Below are 16,911 nucleotides of genomic sequence, written 5' to 3' on the forward strand. Positions count from 1 at the left end.
CTTCGCGATCTACTCGGCAGCCTTGGGCCTTGCGGGCTCCAGGTTCGCGATCTGGCGCTCGAGCATGGCGAGCACGTTGGCGCGCATCTCGGCGTGGGCAAGCGAGAAGGCGATGTTCGCCTCGACGAAGCCCTCCGGCGACCCACAGTCGTAGGTGCTGCCTCGGTAGTGATAGCCGAAGAAGGGCTGCTCCCTCACCAGCTTCAGCATCGCGTCGGTAAGTTGGATCTCGTTTCCGGCGCCTGTCTCCTGGCTGGCGAGCACATCGAAGATCTCCGGCTGGAGGATATAGCGGCCGTTAATGTAGAGGTTTGATGGCGCCGTGCCCGGCTTGGGCTTCTCGACCATTCCGGTGATCTCGAACCCGGTCTCGACCGGCCGGCCCTTACCTACGATGCCATATTTGTGCGCTTCGGCGGGGTCGCACTCCTGGACGGCGATGATGTTGTTTCCAGTATGGTTATAAAGATCGACCATGCCCTTCAGACAGCTCTTGTCGGACTGCATGATCATGTCTGGCAGAAGGACCGCGAACGGCTCGTCCCCAACGAGATCGCGCGCGCACCAGACCGCGTGGCCGAGGCCGAGAGGAACCTGCTGTCGCGTGAAGCTGGTCTGGCCCGGTCCCGGCTGCAACTTCTTCAGGTACTCCAACTGACCTGTCTTTCCGCGCTGCTCGAGCGTGTCGTAGAGCTCGAACTGGAGGTCGAAGTGGTCCTCGATCACGGCCTTGTTGCGGCCCGTGACGAAGATAAAGTGCTCGATGCCGGCTTCCCGCGCCTCATCCACCACATACTGGATGACTGGGCGGTCCACGACCGTCAGCATCTCCTTCGGGATCGATTTCGTGGCGGGGAGAAACCGGGTGCCGAGGCCCGCGACAGGAAAGACAGCTTTTCTGACTCGTTTCATGGGCAGGAGATATCCGTTTCGAAAGGAGAATGCCTGGGACAGGCAGACATTTTCATGCCGGATTTAGACGATAATCCAACACCAACAACAAGGGGCATCGCCTTCAAACAAGGCGTCATGAATTTGGTTCCGGGGACCCCATGGTAAACCGATTGCTAACTCTCCCTGGTGCTGAATGAGTCTTCCACGTCCCGAACTGGAGGAACACATGCTCGTTCGCACACTCTCGAGGCGCTTTTCGGGCGCGGTTGCGGCTGCCGGCCTTTTTTTGGCTGTCATCGCATCCGGCAACCCTGCACATGCCGATGCCGGATTCAAGCAATGGGTGGCCGGATTCCGCGCAACGGCCGCGCAGAGCGGAATTTCCAGGTCGACCTACGATCGCGCGTTTCGTGGTGTCGACAGCCCCGACCTGGAAGTGATCGAGAAGGCCCGCTACCAGCCGGAATTCACCGCGCCGGTCTGGGACTATTTCGACAATCGGGTGAACGAGCACTCGGTGGCGGTTGGCCGCCAAATGGCACAGAAATGGAAGCCCTGGCTGGACAGGATCGAGGCGAAGTACGGCGTTGATCGCCACATCCTCCTCGCCATCTGGTCGATGGAATCGAACTACGGCGAGATCCTGAAGAACGACCGCGTGATGCGCAATGTCGTCCGCTCACTGGCGACGCTCGCCTATGCGGACCAGAGACGCGCCAAGTTCGCCCGCACCCAGTTGATCGCAGCCCTCAAGATCTTGCAGTCCGGCGACATTGATGAGAGCCATCTCACCGGCTCCTGGGCGGGCGCGATGGGCCATACGCAATTTATCCCGACCTCTTATCAGGCCTACGCGGTCGACATCGACGGCAACGGCAAGCGCGACATCTGGAACTCCGTTCCCGATGCGCTGGCGACCGCCGCGAACCTACTGAGGAAGAATGGCTGGCAAACGGGCAGAACGTGGGGATACGAGGTGAGCCTACCCGCTGGACGCAAGTTCCCGAGCGGTTCGGTGTCCCTTGCCAAATGGGCCGAGATGGGGGTGACGCGCCCAAGCGGCAAGCGGTTTACGAACCCTGCCGAGAACGCCGTGCTCAAGGTGCCGGACGGCCGCGGGGGGCCTGCGTTCCTGATGACGCGCAACTTCTTCGTCCTCAAGAAGTATAACAATGCCGACAAATATGCCCTTGCAGTAGGCCTGCTGGCCGATCAAATTGCTGGTTATGGGCAGCTTGCCCGCGATTGGCAGCGGCCCTTCACCAGGTTGAGCTACGACGAGAAGCTTGAACTGCAGCAGAGGCTTTCCGCTCATGGCTACTACGACGGTAAGGCCGACGGAAAGATCGGCGAGGGATCGAAATCGGCGATCAAGGCGTTTCAGGTCCAGGCAGGATTGAGCCCGGACGGCCACCCGAGCTTGGAAGTGCTGCAGTCGCTCCGACAGAGATAGCGAGAGCATATTGAAGCCACGCAGATGCTACGCAGCGTGCCTGCTCGTGTTCGCGACGCTTGCGTTCGCGACCGGCAGCATGCTCGTGGCATCGACGCCGCCCGCCTGGTCGCAGGACTCCCGCCCCTGGTTTCTGAGAGGCCTGCTCTCTCCCTTCTTCCCGCAGCGGCAGAGATACCCTGAAGCATACCCGCCGCCGGGTTATGAAGCGCCTGCACAGCCGCCAAGAACCGTCAGACCCAAGAGGACCGTTCGAGAGCGGCCGTCGAAGCCCCAGCCACAAAGTGGCCCGTCCGCAAACAGCGGCCGCTCCGCAGTCAAGCGAATCGTCGAGCCGGAAGTCGCGATCCAGCCCAAGGCGCCGGATGCCAAGGTCGTGCTCGTGGTCGGCGATTTCCTGGCGACCAGCCTGGCCGAAGGCCTGGACGCGGTTTTCGCGGAGAACCCTAAGGTCAAGATCGTGGATCGCTCGAAGGGTTCCTCCGGTTTTGTGCGTCTAGACCGCTTCGATTGGCCGGACAAGATCTCGGAGATCATCCAGGAGGAGAAACCGCAGGCGGTCGTCGTTCTCATAGGCGCCAACGACCGGCAGCAGATGCGAATTGCGGAAGCGCGCGAAACGCTGCGCAACGAAGCCTGGCTTCGGGAATACACCGCCCGCGCAGCCAATTTCGCCAGCGCCGTCTATGCGACGAAGGCTCCTCTCGTCTGGGTCGGAGCTACGCCTTTCCGGTCGCCCAAGGCTTCTGCCGACATGCTGGCCTTCAACGAGATCTTCCGCAAGGTATCGGCCGATGTTGATGCGGAGTTCGTGGACGTCTGGGAGGGTTTTGTCGACGAGAATGGCGCTTTCGTCACGCACGGGCCTGATGTCGCCGGCCAGCAGGTCCGCCTGCGTACCGGGGACGGTGTCAACTTGACCCGCGCCGGCGAGCGAAAGCTAGCGTTTTACACAGAGAAGGCGCTCAAGCGCCTCCTCGGAGAAGCAGGCCGGCTTTCCCCCGCAAACCCGGGCATGAACATGCCTTCGGCTGGTTCGCCCGGAGCCCAGATGCCCCTCGACCGGACGGTGCCGGTTTCGCTTAGCGATCCAGAACTGGACGGCGGATCGGACCTCTTGGGCGCGGTAGCCTCTGCGCCTCAAAAGCCGAACTCCGATGGGAAGGCAATTCCCGGTGTGGCGCCTGCCTCGGTAGCCGGTCGTGCGGACAATTTTTCCTGGCCTTCGGAACCCAACTCCGGGCCGTTGCGCAGTACGATCCCGTCTACTTCGCCCTCTGCAGAAACTGCAGCACCCGCCGCCGCGCCGGCAGCTCATTAGACCGAGCCGCCTGTCGCGTCAGCGCGGCAGGACGCTCGATCCCATCAGGGCCTCGTCGATCGATCGCGCAGCCTGCCTTCCTTCCCGGATAGCCCACACGACAAGCGACTGACCGCGGCGCACGTCGCCAGCGGCGAACAGTTTTTCGATGCTGGTGCGATAATCCCGATCGTTAGCGGCGACGTTGGTGGAGCGCCTGCTGTCCACCTTCATCTGCAGGCGGGGACCGAGTTCCTTGACCACGCCGTCCCCGAATGGCCCGGCGAAGCCGATGGCGATGAAGGCGAGGTCGGCGCGGATGACGAACTCGGTACCGGGAACGGGCTGCCGCTGCTCGTCCACCTCGCAGCATTTGACCCCGGTCAGTTCGCCCTCTTCGCCGATGAACTCGAGCGTAGCTACCTGGAACTCGCGTTCCGCGCCCTCGGCCTGCGAGGACGAAGTGCGCATCTTCGTCGCCCAGTAGGGCCAGACTGCAAGCTTGTTCTCCCTCTCGGGCGGCTGGGGCCGGATATCGAGTTGCGTCACCCGAACGGCTCCCTGCCTGAAGGCGGTGCCGATGCAGTCGGACGCCGTATCGCCGCCGCCCACGACGACCACATGCTTGCCTGCGGCGGAGATCGGCTTCGACGGCCAGGCGATGGAACTGATATCCTCGCCCGCAAGCCGCTTGTTCTGCTGCACGAGATACGGCATCGCATCATGCACGCCATCGAACTCCGCCCCCGGGATACCGGCCGCGCGCGGGGTCTCGGATCCGCCGCAATAGAGCACTGCGTCGTAGCTCGCGAGCAGTTCGTCGATGCTCTTGTCGACCCCGACATTGACGCCGCAAAAGAAAGTCACCCCCTCGCCCTGCATCTGCTCGACCCGGCGGTCGATGAAATGCTTCTCCATCTTGAAATCCGGGATGCCAAAGCGCATCAGACCGCCCGGCCTGCTCTCCCGCTCGTAGAGATGAATCTCGTGCCCGGCCCGGCCGAGCTGCTGGGCCGCGGCCATGCCGGCCGGGCCCGAGCCGATCACGGCTACGCGCTTGCCGGTCTTCGTGGCCGCCGGCTGGGGCCGCACCATGCCGAGTTCATACGCCTTGTCGGCGAGCGCCTGCTCGATGGTCTTGATGGCAACCGGGATGTCCTCAAGGTTCAGCGTGCACGCTTCCTCGCACGGCGCGGGGCAGATGCGGCCCGTGAATTCCGGAAAATTGTTCGTGGAGTGGAGATTGCGGATCGCCGTCTCCCAGTCACCATTGTAGACGAGGTCGTTCCAGTCCGGAATCTGGTTGTGGACCGGACAGCCAGTCGGCCCATGGCAGTACGGGATGCCGCAATCCATGCAGCGCGCCGCCTGTTTCTCGACCTCCTTGTCCGACATCGGCAGCGTGAATTCGCGGAAATGCCGGATGCGGTCCGAGGCCGGCTGGTACTTCGGCACCTGCCGGTCGATCTCGAGAAAGCCTGTTACCTTGCCCATCTTCTTTCTTCACTTCTGCGGCGATCTACGCAGCCAATTGTCGAGCGAGAGACCCGGCACTCGTTTGAACTCGCGCTCATTATCCGTGACGAGCACGGCGCCAAGCGCCAGCGCGTGAGCCGCAATCCAGAGGTCGTTCCCTCCGATCGGCGTTCCAGCGCGCTCGAGTTCCGCACGCACCCGTCCATATATCTCTGCGATGCCCGGGCCCAGCGGCTGAACAGGTACCGCGATCAACGTTGTTTCGACCAACCGTGACAGTCTCGGAGAGTTATTCTTTGCAATCCAGGTTCTGAGCTCGCCGGCCACGACTACGCTGGTCACGATCTCATCGGCCGACGCCAAAATCATCGCATCGACCACGCTTCCCTTAGGGTGGCGTACGATATCGGAGATGATGTTCGTATCGAGGAGATAGATCAGAGCTTCAACTCCTCCGGCGGCGGATCGAGATCATCGGGTCCCGGGCCGTCCCAAGGTTCGATGGTTTCAAGCCACTTGAAAAACGAGGATTTGTCCGTGACCATCACGGGCTCAACTACCAGCCTGTTGCCTTCCTTCGTGACGAACACCTCGGACCCCGGCAACGTCAGTTCGGGAGGAAGGGTCAGGGTCTGACCGCTCTCATCCTGTCGTATTCTTAGGCGCGCGATCATATCGGGCCTCCTTCAGGTTAGACGTCCAGTATATGACTACTCCGCGGCGACGTTCATCCTCATGCGCTCCATCTCGATCAGCGCGCGGCGATACTCGACCGGCATGACCTTCCGGAATTTCGGCCGGTAGTCCGCCCAGTGCTCGAGGATTTCCTTGGCGCGTGCCGACCCGGTGTAGTGCGCATGGTTCGAGATCAACTGGACCAGCCGCTCCTCGTCATGCTTGGTCATGTCGCCCGAGACATCTACCCGGCCCATATGGGCCAGGTCGCCGCCGTGATGGTGCAGCCTTTCCAGCATGTCGTCCTCCTCCGGGACCGGCTCGAGCTCGACCATCGCCATGTTGCAGCGCTCGGCGAAGTCGCCGGCCTCGTCGAGCACATAGGCGACGCCGCCCGACATGCCGGCGGCGAAGTTGCGGCCGGTCTGGCCGATCACCACCACCACGCCGCCGGTCATGTACTCACAGCCGTGGTCGCCCACGCCTTCAACGACCGCGACGGCACCCGAGTTGCGCACCGCGAAGCGCTCTCCGGCAACCCCGCGGAAATAGCACTCGCCGTCGATGGCACCGTATAACACCGTGTTGCCGACGATGATCGATCGTTCGGGAACGATCTGCGCATCATCGCGCGGGCGGATGATGATGCGTCCGCCTGAAAGCCCCTTGCCGACATAATCGTTTGCGTCGCCGGTCAGATCGAAGGTGATACCCCGCGCCAGGAACGCGCCGAAGGATTGCCCCGCCGTACCCGTCAGCTGCACCTGGATCGTGTCGTCCTTCAGCCCCTTGTGGCGGTAGCGCTTGACCAATTCGCCAGAAAGCATCGCGCCGGTCGAGCGGTCGGTGTTGCGGATCGGCAGTTCGACCTTCACCGGAATCTTGGTTTCCAGCGCCGGCCGGGCCAACTCGATCAGCTTGCGGTCGAGCACGTCGTCTATCGGATGCTTTTGCTTCTCAGTCCAGTGCGTCGCCTCTGGGGGCGCGTCCGGCTTGTAGAAGATCCGGCTGAAATCGAGGCCCCTCGCCTTCCAATGGTCGATCATCTCCTGTTTCTCGAGCAGATCGGACGAGCCGATGATCTCGTCGAGATGGCGGTAGCCCATCTCGGCCAGAAGCTCCCGCACCTCTTCGGCCACATAGAAGAAGTAGTTGATAACGTGCTCGGGCGTGCCCTTGAAGCGCTTTCGCAGCACCGGGTCCTGCGTCGCGACGCCGACCGGGCAAGTGTTGAGGTGGCACTTGCGCATCATGATGCAGCCGGCCGCGATCAGCGGAGCCGTCGAGAAGCCGAATTCATCCGCCCCAAGCAGCGCGCCGACAATGACGTCTCGGCCAGTGCGCAGGCCACCGTCGACCTGCAGCGCAACGCGCGACCGCAGCCCGTTCAGCACCAGGGTCTGGTGCGTCTCGGCGAGGCCCATTTCCCAGGGCGAGCCGGCATGCTTGAGCGAGGTCAGCGGCGAGGCGCCGGTGCCGCCGTCGTAACCGGCAATGGTGATGTGGTCGGCGCGTGCCTTGGCCACGCCAGCCGCGACCGTGCCGACACCGACCTCGGACACCAACTTGACCGACACGTCGCCAGCCGGGTTGACGTTCTTCAGGTCGTAGATGAGCTGCGCCAGGTCCTCGATCGAATAGATGTCGTGATGCGGCGGCGGCGAGATCAGGCCGACGCCCGGAGTCGAATGCCGGGTCTTGGCGATCGTCGCATCGACCTTGTGGCCCGGCAGTTGGCCGCCCTCTCCCGGCTTGGCGCCCTGCGCGACCTTGATCTGCATCATGTCGGAGTTGACGAGATACTCCGCCGTCACGCCGAAGCGGCCCGATGCGACCTGCTTGATCGCCGAGCGCTCCGGGTTCGCGCCGCCGCCGGGCAACGGCAAATAGCGGTCCGGCTCTTCGCCGCCTTCACCCGTGTTCGACTTGCCGCCGATCTGGTTCATGGCGCGGGCGAGCGTCGTGTGGGCCTCGCGGCTGATCGACCCGAAGGACATTGCGCCGGTGGAGAAGCGGCGCACGATCTCCGCCGCCGGCATCACCTCGTCGAGCGGTACCTTCCGGCGCCCGGTCTCCTCGGCCATCTTGATGCGGAAGAGGCCGCGGATCGTCTTGGCCTCCGCCGAGTTGCTGTCGATCTGGGCGGAAAACTCCTTAAATGTCTCCCAGGACCCCTTGCGTACCGCGTGCTGGAGCGAGGCGACCGCATCGGGCGACCAGACATGCGCCTCGCCGCGCATGCGGAAGAGGTAATCGCCGCCGACCTCCAGCGAATTGCGCAGGACAGGATCGTCGCCGAACGCATCTTTATGGCGCGCGACCGTCTCGGCCGCGATCTCTTCCAGGCCAACGCCCTCGATCATCGTGGCAGTACCAGTGAAAAACCGCTCCACGAACTCGGATTTCAGCCCGACCGCGTCGAAGATCTGCGCGCCGCAATAGGACTGGTAGGTGGAGATGCCCATCTTGGACATCACCTTTAGGATGCCTTTGCCGATGGACTTGATGTAGCGCGAGACGACCTCGTGCGCGTCGATCTCCGGCGGGAACTCGCCCCGCTTGTGCATGTCGACCAGCGTGTCGAAGGCGAGATAGGGATTGATCGCCTCCGCACCGTAGCCTGCCAGGCAGCAGAAGTGATGGACTTCGCGCGGTTCGCCGGATTCCACCACCAGTCCGACCGAGGTACGCAGCCCCTTTCGGATGAGGTGGTGGTGAACCGCTGCCGTGGCCAGAAGCGTGGGGATGTCGATGCGGTCCGGACCGATCTGACGGTCGGAAAGGATGATGATGTTGTATCCACCTGCCACCGCCGCCTCGGCACGTTCGCAAAGGCGTTCGATCGCGGCCGGCATGCCGGCGGCACCTTCATTGGCGGAATAGGTGATGTCGATCGTCTTGGTGTCGAACCGGTCTTCGGTGTGTCCGATGGAGCGAATCTTCTCCAAATCCGCGTTCGTCAGGATCGGCTGCCGCACCTCCAGCCGCTTCTTCCGCGACGAGCCGACAAGATCGAAGATGTTCGGCCGCGGCCCGATGAAGGACACCAGGCTCATCACCAATTCTTCGCGGATCGGATCGATCGGCGGGTTGGTGACCTGCGCGAAATTCTGCTTGAAATAATGATAAAGCAGCTTCGGCTTGTCGGACATCGCCGCAATCGGCGTGTCAGTCCCCATCGAACCGACCGCTTCCTGACCCGTCGTCGCCATCGGCGACATGAGCAGCTTCAGGTCTTCCTGCGTGTAGCCGAACGCCTGCTGGCGATCGAGCAGGCCCACGTCGCGCCGCAAGGCCCGCGGCTCGACCGGGCTCAGATCCTCGAGGATCAGTTGGGTGTTGGCCAGCCATTGCTTGTAGGGGTGCCTTGTCGCGATCTCGGACTTGATCTCGTCATCCGAGATGATGCGCCCCTCGCGTAGGTCGATCAGCAGCATGCGGCCCGGCTGCAGTCGCCATTTCTGAACGATGTGCTTCTCCTCGACCGGCAGGGCACCGGCCTCCGAGGCCAAAATCACGCGGTCGTCATCGGTCACGACATAGCGCGCTGGCCTCAGCCCGTTTCGGTCGAGCGTGGCGCCGATCTGGCGTCCGTCGGTGAAAGCGACCGCCGCCGGGCCGTCCCACGGCTCCATAAGCGCGGCATGATATTCGTAGAAGGCCTTGCGGTCGGCATCCATGAGCTTGTTGCCGGCCCAGGCTTCCGGGATCAGCATCATCATGGAATGCGCCAGGCTGTAGCCGCCCTGGAACAGGAATTCGAGCGCATTGTCGAAACACGCCGTGTCGGACTGGCCCTCGTAGGAGATCGGCCAGAGCTTCGAGATATTGTTGCCGAAAAGCTCGGAATCGACCGAAGCCTGGCGCGCCGCCATCCAGTTGTTGTTGCCGCGCACGGTGTTGATCTCACCGTTGTGGGCGACCATCCGGTAGGGATGAGCGAGCTTCCACGACGGGAAGGTGTTCGTCGAAAAGCGCTGGTGGACCAGGATGAGCGCCGTTTCGAAGCGCGGATCGGTGAGGTCCTTGTAGTAGGCGCCGACCTGATTGGCCAGGAACATGCCCTTGTAGACGATGGTGCGCGAGGACAGGGACACGCAATAGGCGCCCACGTCACGGTTGTTGTTCTCGGCATAGATCCGGCCCGAGATCACCTTGCGAAGCAGGTAGAGCCGCGCCTCATACTCCTCGTCGTCGACGATGTCGGGCGTGCGGCCGACGAAGACCTGCCGATGGTAGGGCTCCGCCGCCACGATCTCCGGCGCCTTGGACAGGCTGGAGTTGTCGACAGGCACTTCGCGGAAGCCAAGGATCGGCAGACCTTCGGACTGCGCGGACTCCCGGATGATCTCGTCGACATGCTCGCGCAAGGCGGCGTCCTGCGGCATGAACCAGTGGCCGACGCCGTACTGGCCGGCTGAAGGCAGCTCGACGCCGAGCTTCGCCATCTCTTCTCTGAAAAGCCGGTCCGGGATCTGGACGAGCACGCCCGCCCCGTCGCCGACGAGAGGATCGGCCCCGACAGCGCCGCGATGCGTGAGATTCTCAAGCATGAAAAGGCCGTCCTGGACGATCTGGTGCGACTTCACGCCCTTCATCTGCGCGATGAAGCCAACCCCGCATGCGTCATGCTCGTTGCGAGGATCATAGAGGCCCTGTGCGGCCGGCGTCGATTTCGTCGCGGTAGCACTCACCGATGCGGCAGCAAGCTGCCCACGCGTCGCAAATGACATATCGGTCATGGCCGGCCTCGTTTCGTTGGCTCGTCCGCCTCGCTGCAATCGGTCAAGTCCCGGCCGCCAGCAGACAGAGCTGCCGAATGCTCATCAACCGGAGAGCCGGCGTCATGTCGCGGAAACAGCCAAAAGGGCGCTCCTCCGACGGTCGACCCGGTTCGCCGCTCAGCGGAAAAATAAGACAGCACTGCTGTCCTATATTTCCTATGACAGAAACCAGTTTAGCGCACAAGATCGAACTGCAAACAATGGGGCCGATTGGCGCAACAAAACTGCGGTAGGCGATCGCGCGGCGACATTTTCGAACGCAGGGGCTTCCAGCCGTAAGCGAATGAGGGTTGCGCCCTTGAAGCCCACACCGATTTCCCGTTCTGTGCGTCGCGAAACCGCAGGACGATTCAAATGCACTTTTCTTCCGACAATTGGGCAGGCGCGCACCCGAGGGTGGCGGAGAGCCTGCTGCGCCATGCCTCCGGATACGAGCGCGCCTATGGGGCCGGCGAACTGGACAAGGCAGTGGCCCAGAAATTCGCCGAGGTCTTCGAGCGCGAGGTGGAGGTCTTCTTCGTCGCTACCGGCACCGCGGCGAACACCCTCGCCTTGACCCTCTACAACCGCCCCGGAGGCATCGCCTTCTGCCATCGGGAGGCGCACGTAGTTGAAGACGAATGCGGCGCCTTCGAATATCTGTCCGGAGGCTCGCGACTTCACACGGTGGATGGCGCCGAGGGCCGGATCGCGGCGGACCGCCTCGATCGGGCGATCGGCAGGTTCGTGCCGCATGTCGTGCACTCCGGCCGCCCGATCGCCGTCACCATCACGCAAGCCACCGAGGCAGGGACCGTCTATTCGCTGGATCAGATTTCCGCGATCTCGGCGGTGACGCGCAAATACGGACTGCCGCTCCACATGGACGGCGCGCGCTTCGCCAATGCGCTGGCGTCGCTGGGCACCACGCCCGCCGAGATGACCTGGAAGCGTGGGGTCGACATCCTCTCCTTCGGCGGCACCAAGAACGGCTGCTGGTGCGCAGAGGCGGTCGTGCTGTTCGACCGCTCCCGCGCCGAGGAGTTCTCGTTCCTGCGCAAGCGCGGCGCACAGCTCTTTTCGAAATCGCGCTTCATTGCGGCGCAGTTCGACGCCTACTTCGCCGACGGCTTATGGCTCGAGACCGCCGCGCACGCCAACCGCATGGCGGCAAGGCTCGCGGACGGCATAAGGGCTTCGAGGACCGCCCGGCTCGCCTGGAATCCGCAGGCCAACGAGGTTTTCGCGATCGTGAGCAAGGCAACGATGCACAAGGCCTTCGACGCCGGTGCATCATTCTACGATTGGCACCCGCCGCAAGGCTTTGCCGGAGAGATCGGGGCGGACGAGGCCATGTGCCGCCTCGTCACCAGCTTTGCGACGACCGAGGAGGATGTGGACGGGCTGGCCGAGTTGATCGCGTAATCGGCAACGAAAAAGCGGCGCCGAATCGGCGCCGCTCGGATGGATCGGTCTTGCCGGCCGAATTAGGCGGCGTTCGCCTCGATCCGCTTGGACTCAGCCGGGGCAGCGGCGATCGCGATCTTGCGGGGCTTCATCTCCTCGGGAACGTTGCGCTTCAGGTCGATGTGAAGCAGGCCGTTCTTGAGGTTGGCGCCGGTGACCTCGACATGGTCGGCGAGTTGGAAGCGGCGCTCGAAGGCACGAGCGGCGATGCCGCGGTAGATGACGTCACCGCCATTACCGTTCTCTTCCTTGCGCTCGCCCTTTACGGTCAGCACGTTGCGGTGCGACTCGATCTCGATGTCGCCTTCGGAGAAGCCGGCAACCGCCATCGAAATTCGGTAGGCGTCGTCGCCGGTCCGCTCGATGTTGTAAGGAGGATAGGACTGGCCGTTGTCGGGCTGCCCAAGCGAATCAAGCATCGTGAAGAGGCGATCGAAGCCGACCGTCGAACGATAGAGCGGGGAAAAATCGATGTGACGCATAGTCTGTTCTCCATTGAGCAACATGTGGCGTTTTGATCCGTCGCAGAACCCGTTCTGGCCTTCTGCCTGGATCAGCGGCCCCTTCCAGGCGACCGCATTTGCTATGTGGGGATGGCTCGAAAACCATTCAAGACTTGCGAATAGCTCGCAACATGAACCCCGGATGAACCGCATCTTCGGCCGGCATTCAGCAATCTGCCGCTACGGTCCCTGCCATATCAAGGAAAGCGATGCGCCAATTGCGTCATCGCGGAAGCCGAACCGGGTGAAATCGTCCCTTCCGCCCGGTTCGACAGAGGCCGGAGGCCCGCCACGGAATATGGCCTCCGGCCTGCTCCCTTTCGCCACGCTGCCCAAAACCGTCCACTTCTTTGTCATTGCCTTTTATGCTCCTATTTCGAGGGCGATAGGGTTGGCTTGCGTGTCGCAACCCGTGGCGGACAGATGAACGAGATGTTTTTTGACGTTCCGGGCAATCCCCGTCCGGACAATCTGAGAGGCGGGCATCTCGAGACCCGCGACGGCCATCGGCTGCGCTATGCGCTGTCCACGCCTGACGAACGAAAGCCTTCGGGCACCGTCGTCATACTGACCGGCCGAAACGAGGCCCTCGAGAAATATTTCGAGACGATGCGCGACCTCGGCGACCGTAACCTGGCGAGTGCCATCTTCGACTGGCGCGGCCAGGGCGGTTCAGGACGGATGCTGCGCGATCCCCTGCGCGGTCATGTCCGCAGCTTCGACGACTACGCAGGCGACCTCGATCAGTTCTTCACCGACGTCGTCCTGCCGGACTGTCGCGGCCCCTACTTCCTCCTCGCCCATTCCACCGGCGCGCTGGTCGCGTTGCTTGCCTCGAGTTCCCTGGCCAACCGGGTCAGGCGGATGGTGCTGGTCGCGCCATTCCTGGGCACGGCCGCGCTGCCGTTTTCCGTCCGCACCATCAAGCGCGTCATGAACGCCTGCTATTGGATGGGAGCACGCGGCAGCTATGCCTTCGGCAGCAAGCGGGTGGGGGAGATCGCGCCGTTCGCCACCAACAGGCTGACCACCGACGTCGAACGCTTCCGGCGCAACAAGCTCATCTACGAGACTGCGCCGCATCTGGCGCTGCGCGGTCCGACAGTGTCCTGGGTCAGGGCCGCGTGCATTGGCATCGAGAAGGTTCACGAGCCCGCTTTCATCGAGAGTTTCCACGTGCCGACGCTGTTCGTCGCGGCCGGTGCCGACGAGATCGTCTCGAACAGGGCGACCGAGGAGCTTGCGGCCAAGCTCAAGACCGCTTCGCTGATCACCATCCCCGGCGCGCGCCACGAGTTGCTGCAGGAGGCGGATCTCTATCGGGAGCAGTTGCTTGCCGCCTTCGACGCCTTCGTGCCAGGAGCGATCGTCGAACCTGAGTGGGCGGAGTAAAGGGCAATCGCGTACGGATCGTTCCCTCTTCGGGCCACCTTCTCCCCGCTGAGGAGAGGGTGGCCGAGGCTGGATGAAGGGGTATATTTCGAGATGCAATTGGATTGGGCCGAATAGAGGTCAGGGTTCTCCGACACCTATCCGAACAAAATTTCCCGCGCTGCCGCATGTAGTTCGGGCGTGGCGGCGGCAATCACGTCGCCGCCCTGCTCGACCGGTCCGCCGTCGAACCGCGTCACCACCCCGCCGGCCTGCTCGATGATGGGCGCCAGCCCGACGATGTCATAGGACTGCAAGCCAGGGTCGACGACGACGTCCACTTGTCCCGCGGCTACCATCGCGAAGGCATAGCAGTCCGTTCCGTAGCGGGCGAGCCGCACCTGGGCCTCCAGCCTGTCGTAGCGGGCTCGCATGTCTCCCTTGAAGAGCGCGGGCGTGGTGGTGAACAGGATCGCTTCCGACAGCGACTGCGTCTTGCGTGTCGTCAGCGCCCGCTCTCCACCAGGGCCCTCGTAGCGCGCCCCGGCGCCCGTCGCGTAGTAGAGTTCACCGGTGAAGGGCTGAGACATCAATCCCGCTACGGCGTCTCCATCGACGGTGAGCCCGACAAGCGTGCCCCATACGGGGATGCCGGAAATGAAGGCACGGGTACCGTCGATCGGATCGATGACCCATTGATGGCGGCTGGCCGCACCCTCGGAGCCATGCTCTTCGCCAATGATGCCGTGGCCGGGATATTCGGCGCGGATCAGTTCTCGGATCACCCGTTCCGCTTCCTGGTCCGCCTCCGTCACAGGGTCGAAGCCCGCGGCGAGCTTGTTGGAAACAGTGCCCTGGCTGCGAAAACGCGGCAGCGTCTCCTGGGCAGCGGCTGCTGCAATGCGGCGAAGGAACTCTGCCGGAACGATCAAGGACCCACCTTTCTCAGCTTCTACCAAATTGCTCGGAATACAAACAATCGCCTGTTTAACAGGCAGATCTCATCGATTGTGAGGAATTGAACCAGATTCGCTTGACATTTGTGCGATGCACAATATCCTCAACTCGAACAGGGGTTCCTGTTCATGCCCTCCTTGGGCGTTTCCTCCCTAGACTTCCACCGCGTTGTGCGAGCAGCGCGGTTTTTTTTGGGCTCGATGCTCCATCTGCCGATGCGAAAATTCATTCGGCGGCGAGCGGCAGGCCAGTGAACACGTGGTCCGGTAGCGACACCAGATCGGCGCAGAAGCGCGTCAGATCGTCGGCCAGCGAATCGAACCCGGCCGTCTTCTGCAGCGTACGCTCGTTCACGTAAAGGCCGCGATTGACCTCGATCTGGATCGCATGCAGCCCGCGCGCAGGCCGGCCGTAATGTTCCGTGATGAATCCGCCCGCATAGGGCTTGTTGTGCGCGACGGTATAGCCGAGCGACGACAGGAGCGAGATGACGGCTTCGACGACAGCAGCCGAGGCGGACGCGCCGAACCGGTCGCCCACGATGAAATCCGGCCGAACCCCCGTATCGCCAATGCGGATGCTCGCCGGCATGGAGTGGCAATCGACGAGCACGGCATAGCCGAAGCGGGCGTGCGTGCGCGTCACCATGCGCATCAGCGTCTCGTGGTAGGGCTTGTAGACGGCCTCGATGCGGCTGACCGCTTCGCCGAGCGGCAGACGCGACGGATAGATGTCGAGCCCCTCTCCGACCAGCTTGGGAATGGTGCCGAGACCGCCGGCCACGCGGGCCGAGCGGATGTTGGCGAAGGGAGGCAGCGTCTCCTGGAACATGCGCGGGTCAAGTTCCCAGGGCTCGCGGTTCACGTCGAGATACGCCCGCGGAAAATTCGCGGCGAGCAAGGGCGCGCCCAGCGCCACAGCCCCCGCGAAGAGTTCGTCTACATAGCTGTCCTCGGAGCGGCGGATGACCATCGCGTCGAGCTTGGTCATCTCCAGAAAGCGCCTCGGATAGTGGCGACCGCTATGCGGCGAGTTGAATACAAACGGGACCCGCTGTTCGGCCGCCGACCGGATCTCGAACGCCCCTACCGACGTGAAGTCACCGGCCGCCGTCATCTGATTATGCCCACCGCGAACCGCCTGCTGCATTCCCCGAAACCTGCCATCTAGCGCCGGGCCTGTCCAGCATCCAGCCCGTGACCGAGAAGGCGCATTCACTTGATCTTTACGCCGCCCGATTCATATACAAGCTTGGTTAACGGGCCGCGTGCCGCGGCCCTGCAATACTGATTCGGACGGGGAAAAATGACTCGCATTCTTTTGGCAGAGGACGACGACGACATGCGTCGCTTCCTGGTCAAGGCTTTGGAACGCGCAGGCTACGACGTGAGCGATTTCGACAACGGCGCGAGCGCCTACGAACGGCTGCGCGAGGAGCCGTTCTCGCTGCTCCTGACCGACATCGTCATGCCGGAGATGGACGGGATCGAGCTTGCGCGCCGCGCCACCGAAATCGACCCGGACCTCAAGGTAATGTTCATCACCGGCTTTGCCGCCGTTGCGCTCAATCCTGATTCTAAGGCGCCCCGGGACGCCAAGATCCTGTCCAAGCCGTTCCATCTGCGCGAACTCGTCAACGAGGTCGAGAAGATGCTGCAGGCGGCCTGAGCGCCGCAGGGGCTGAGGACATAGAGCCACGCTGCTGACGGGCAGCCCCAGCCGCTCTCCGGGGGCAAATGCGTGGCGAACACCCCCATGACTGCTTCCCGTACAAAGTGCATCGGCGAATTCCCTGAGGTCAGCCGTAACGCTATTGACGCCTCGCAGCAAAAGTGGTGTATGCGCGCCATTCGGATGGGCGTGTAGCTCAGCGGGAGAGCACTACGTTGACATCGTAGGGGTCACAGGTTCAATCCCTGTCACGCCCACCATCCGACCTCCCTGATATTGCTCGATTTTCTGCTTCGTACCCGAGTACGGAAAACGTCTGAATTGCCGGCTGTCACACCTTGGTCACAACAAAGGGATGACGATGGCTACGGTACGCAAGCG

Annotated in this window: 13 protein-coding genes and 1 tRNA gene; 6 read left to right on the forward strand and 8 right to left on the reverse strand. The window is 62.9% G+C overall.

Annotated elements, in window-relative coordinates:
* Nucleotides 1–9 precede the first annotated feature (9 nt).
* Nucleotides 10–912 (reverse strand): UTP--glucose-1-phosphate uridylyltransferase GalU, encoded by a 903-nt coding sequence (galU, locus tag HUI96_RS17460; protein WP_188255965.1) that lies wholly within the window; start codon nt 910–912, stop codon nt 10–12.
* A gap of 208 nt (nt 913–1,120) precedes the next feature.
* Here galU and HUI96_RS17465 point away from each other — a divergent pair, with 208 nt between their 5' ends.
* The gene (locus HUI96_RS17465; protein ID WP_188255966.1) at nt 1,121–2,347 is read left to right on the forward strand and encodes a lytic murein transglycosylase; all 1,227 of its coding nucleotides are present in this window, start codon (nt 1,121–1,123) and stop codon (nt 2,345–2,347) included.
* 10 nt (nt 2,348–2,357) lie between these two features.
* Nucleotides 2,358–3,668, forward strand: coding sequence for an SGNH/GDSL hydrolase family protein (locus HUI96_RS17470; protein ID WP_237684185.1), 1,311 nt, complete (start codon nt 2,358–2,360; stop codon nt 3,666–3,668).
* An 18-nt stretch (nt 3,669–3,686) separates the two neighbouring features.
* On the opposite strand, the gene HUI96_RS17475 is transcribed toward HUI96_RS17470, so the two are convergent.
* Genes HUI96_RS17475 through gltB form a run of 4 tightly spaced genes read right to left on the reverse strand, consistent with a single transcriptional unit; the run spans nt 3,687 to nt 10,540 of the window.
* Nucleotides 3,687–5,141, reverse strand: coding sequence for a glutamate synthase subunit beta (locus HUI96_RS17475; RefSeq protein WP_188255967.1), 1,455 nt, complete (start codon nt 5,139–5,141; stop codon nt 3,687–3,689).
* A gap of 9 nt (nt 5,142–5,150) precedes the next feature.
* Entirely contained in the window at nt 5,151–5,564 is a 414-nt protein-coding gene (locus tag HUI96_RS17480; protein WP_210320228.1) for a type II toxin-antitoxin system VapC family toxin, read from the reverse strand.
* Entirely contained in the window at nt 5,561–5,797 is a 237-nt protein-coding gene (locus tag HUI96_RS17485; protein WP_188255968.1) for an AbrB/MazE/SpoVT family DNA-binding domain-containing protein, read from the reverse strand. The genes HUI96_RS17480 and HUI96_RS17485 overlap by 4 nt, the downstream gene beginning before the upstream one ends.
* A 36-nt stretch (nt 5,798–5,833) precedes the next feature.
* The gene (gltB, locus tag HUI96_RS17490; protein WP_188255969.1) at nt 5,834–10,540 is read right to left on the reverse strand and encodes a glutamate synthase large subunit; all 4,707 of its coding nucleotides are present in this window, start codon (nt 10,538–10,540) and stop codon (nt 5,834–5,836) included.
* 396 nt (nt 10,541–10,936) lie between these two features.
* Here gltB and HUI96_RS17495 point away from each other — a divergent pair, with 396 nt between their 5' ends.
* The gene (locus HUI96_RS17495; RefSeq protein ID WP_188255970.1) at nt 10,937–11,986 is read left to right on the forward strand and encodes a threonine aldolase family protein; all 1,050 of its coding nucleotides are present in this window, start codon (nt 10,937–10,939) and stop codon (nt 11,984–11,986) included.
* Nucleotides 11,987–12,048: 62 nt separating this feature from the next.
* Here the strand turns inward: HUI96_RS17495 and HUI96_RS17500 are convergent, their stop codons facing one another.
* Nucleotides 12,049–12,510 (reverse strand): Hsp20 family protein, encoded by a 462-nt coding sequence (locus tag HUI96_RS17500; RefSeq protein ID WP_188255971.1) that lies wholly within the window; start codon nt 12,508–12,510, stop codon nt 12,049–12,051.
* A gap of 444 nt (nt 12,511–12,954) precedes the next feature.
* Between HUI96_RS17500 and HUI96_RS17505 the strand changes: the two genes are divergently transcribed.
* Nucleotides 12,955–13,923 (forward strand): alpha/beta fold hydrolase, encoded by a 969-nt coding sequence (locus HUI96_RS17505; RefSeq protein ID WP_188255972.1) that lies wholly within the window; start codon nt 12,955–12,957, stop codon nt 13,921–13,923.
* Between the two features lie 137 nt (nt 13,924–14,060).
* Here the strand turns inward: HUI96_RS17505 and hisN are convergent, their stop codons facing one another.
* Both hisN and HUI96_RS17515 read right to left on the reverse strand, forming a co-directional pair.
* A complete protein-coding gene (gene hisN, locus HUI96_RS17510; RefSeq protein ID WP_188255973.1) occupies nt 14,061–14,834 on the reverse strand; it encodes a histidinol-phosphatase in 774 nt (257 codons plus the stop codon).
* 250 nt (nt 14,835–15,084) lie between these two features.
* On the reverse strand, nt 15,085–15,975 hold the full coding sequence (locus HUI96_RS17515; RefSeq protein WP_188255974.1) for an N-formylglutamate amidohydrolase: 891 nt from the start codon (nt 15,973–15,975) through the stop codon (nt 15,085–15,087).
* 189 nt (nt 15,976–16,164) lie between these two features.
* On the opposite strand from HUI96_RS17515, the gene cpdR reads away from it, so the two are divergent.
* Nucleotides 16,165–16,527, forward strand: coding sequence for a cell cycle two-component system response regulator CpdR (gene cpdR, locus HUI96_RS17520; protein ID WP_188255975.1), 363 nt, complete (start codon nt 16,165–16,167; stop codon nt 16,525–16,527).
* A gap of 188 nt (nt 16,528–16,715) precedes the next feature.
* Nucleotides 16,716–16,790 (forward strand) — tRNA-Val (locus tag HUI96_RS17525).
* Nucleotides 16,791–16,911 lie beyond the last annotated feature (121 nt).

It is taken from the genome of Pseudaminobacter soli (ex Zhang et al. 2022) (assembly GCF_014595955.1).
Lineage (GTDB): Bacteria > Pseudomonadota > Alphaproteobacteria > Rhizobiales > Rhizobiaceae > Kumtagia > Kumtagia pseudosoli.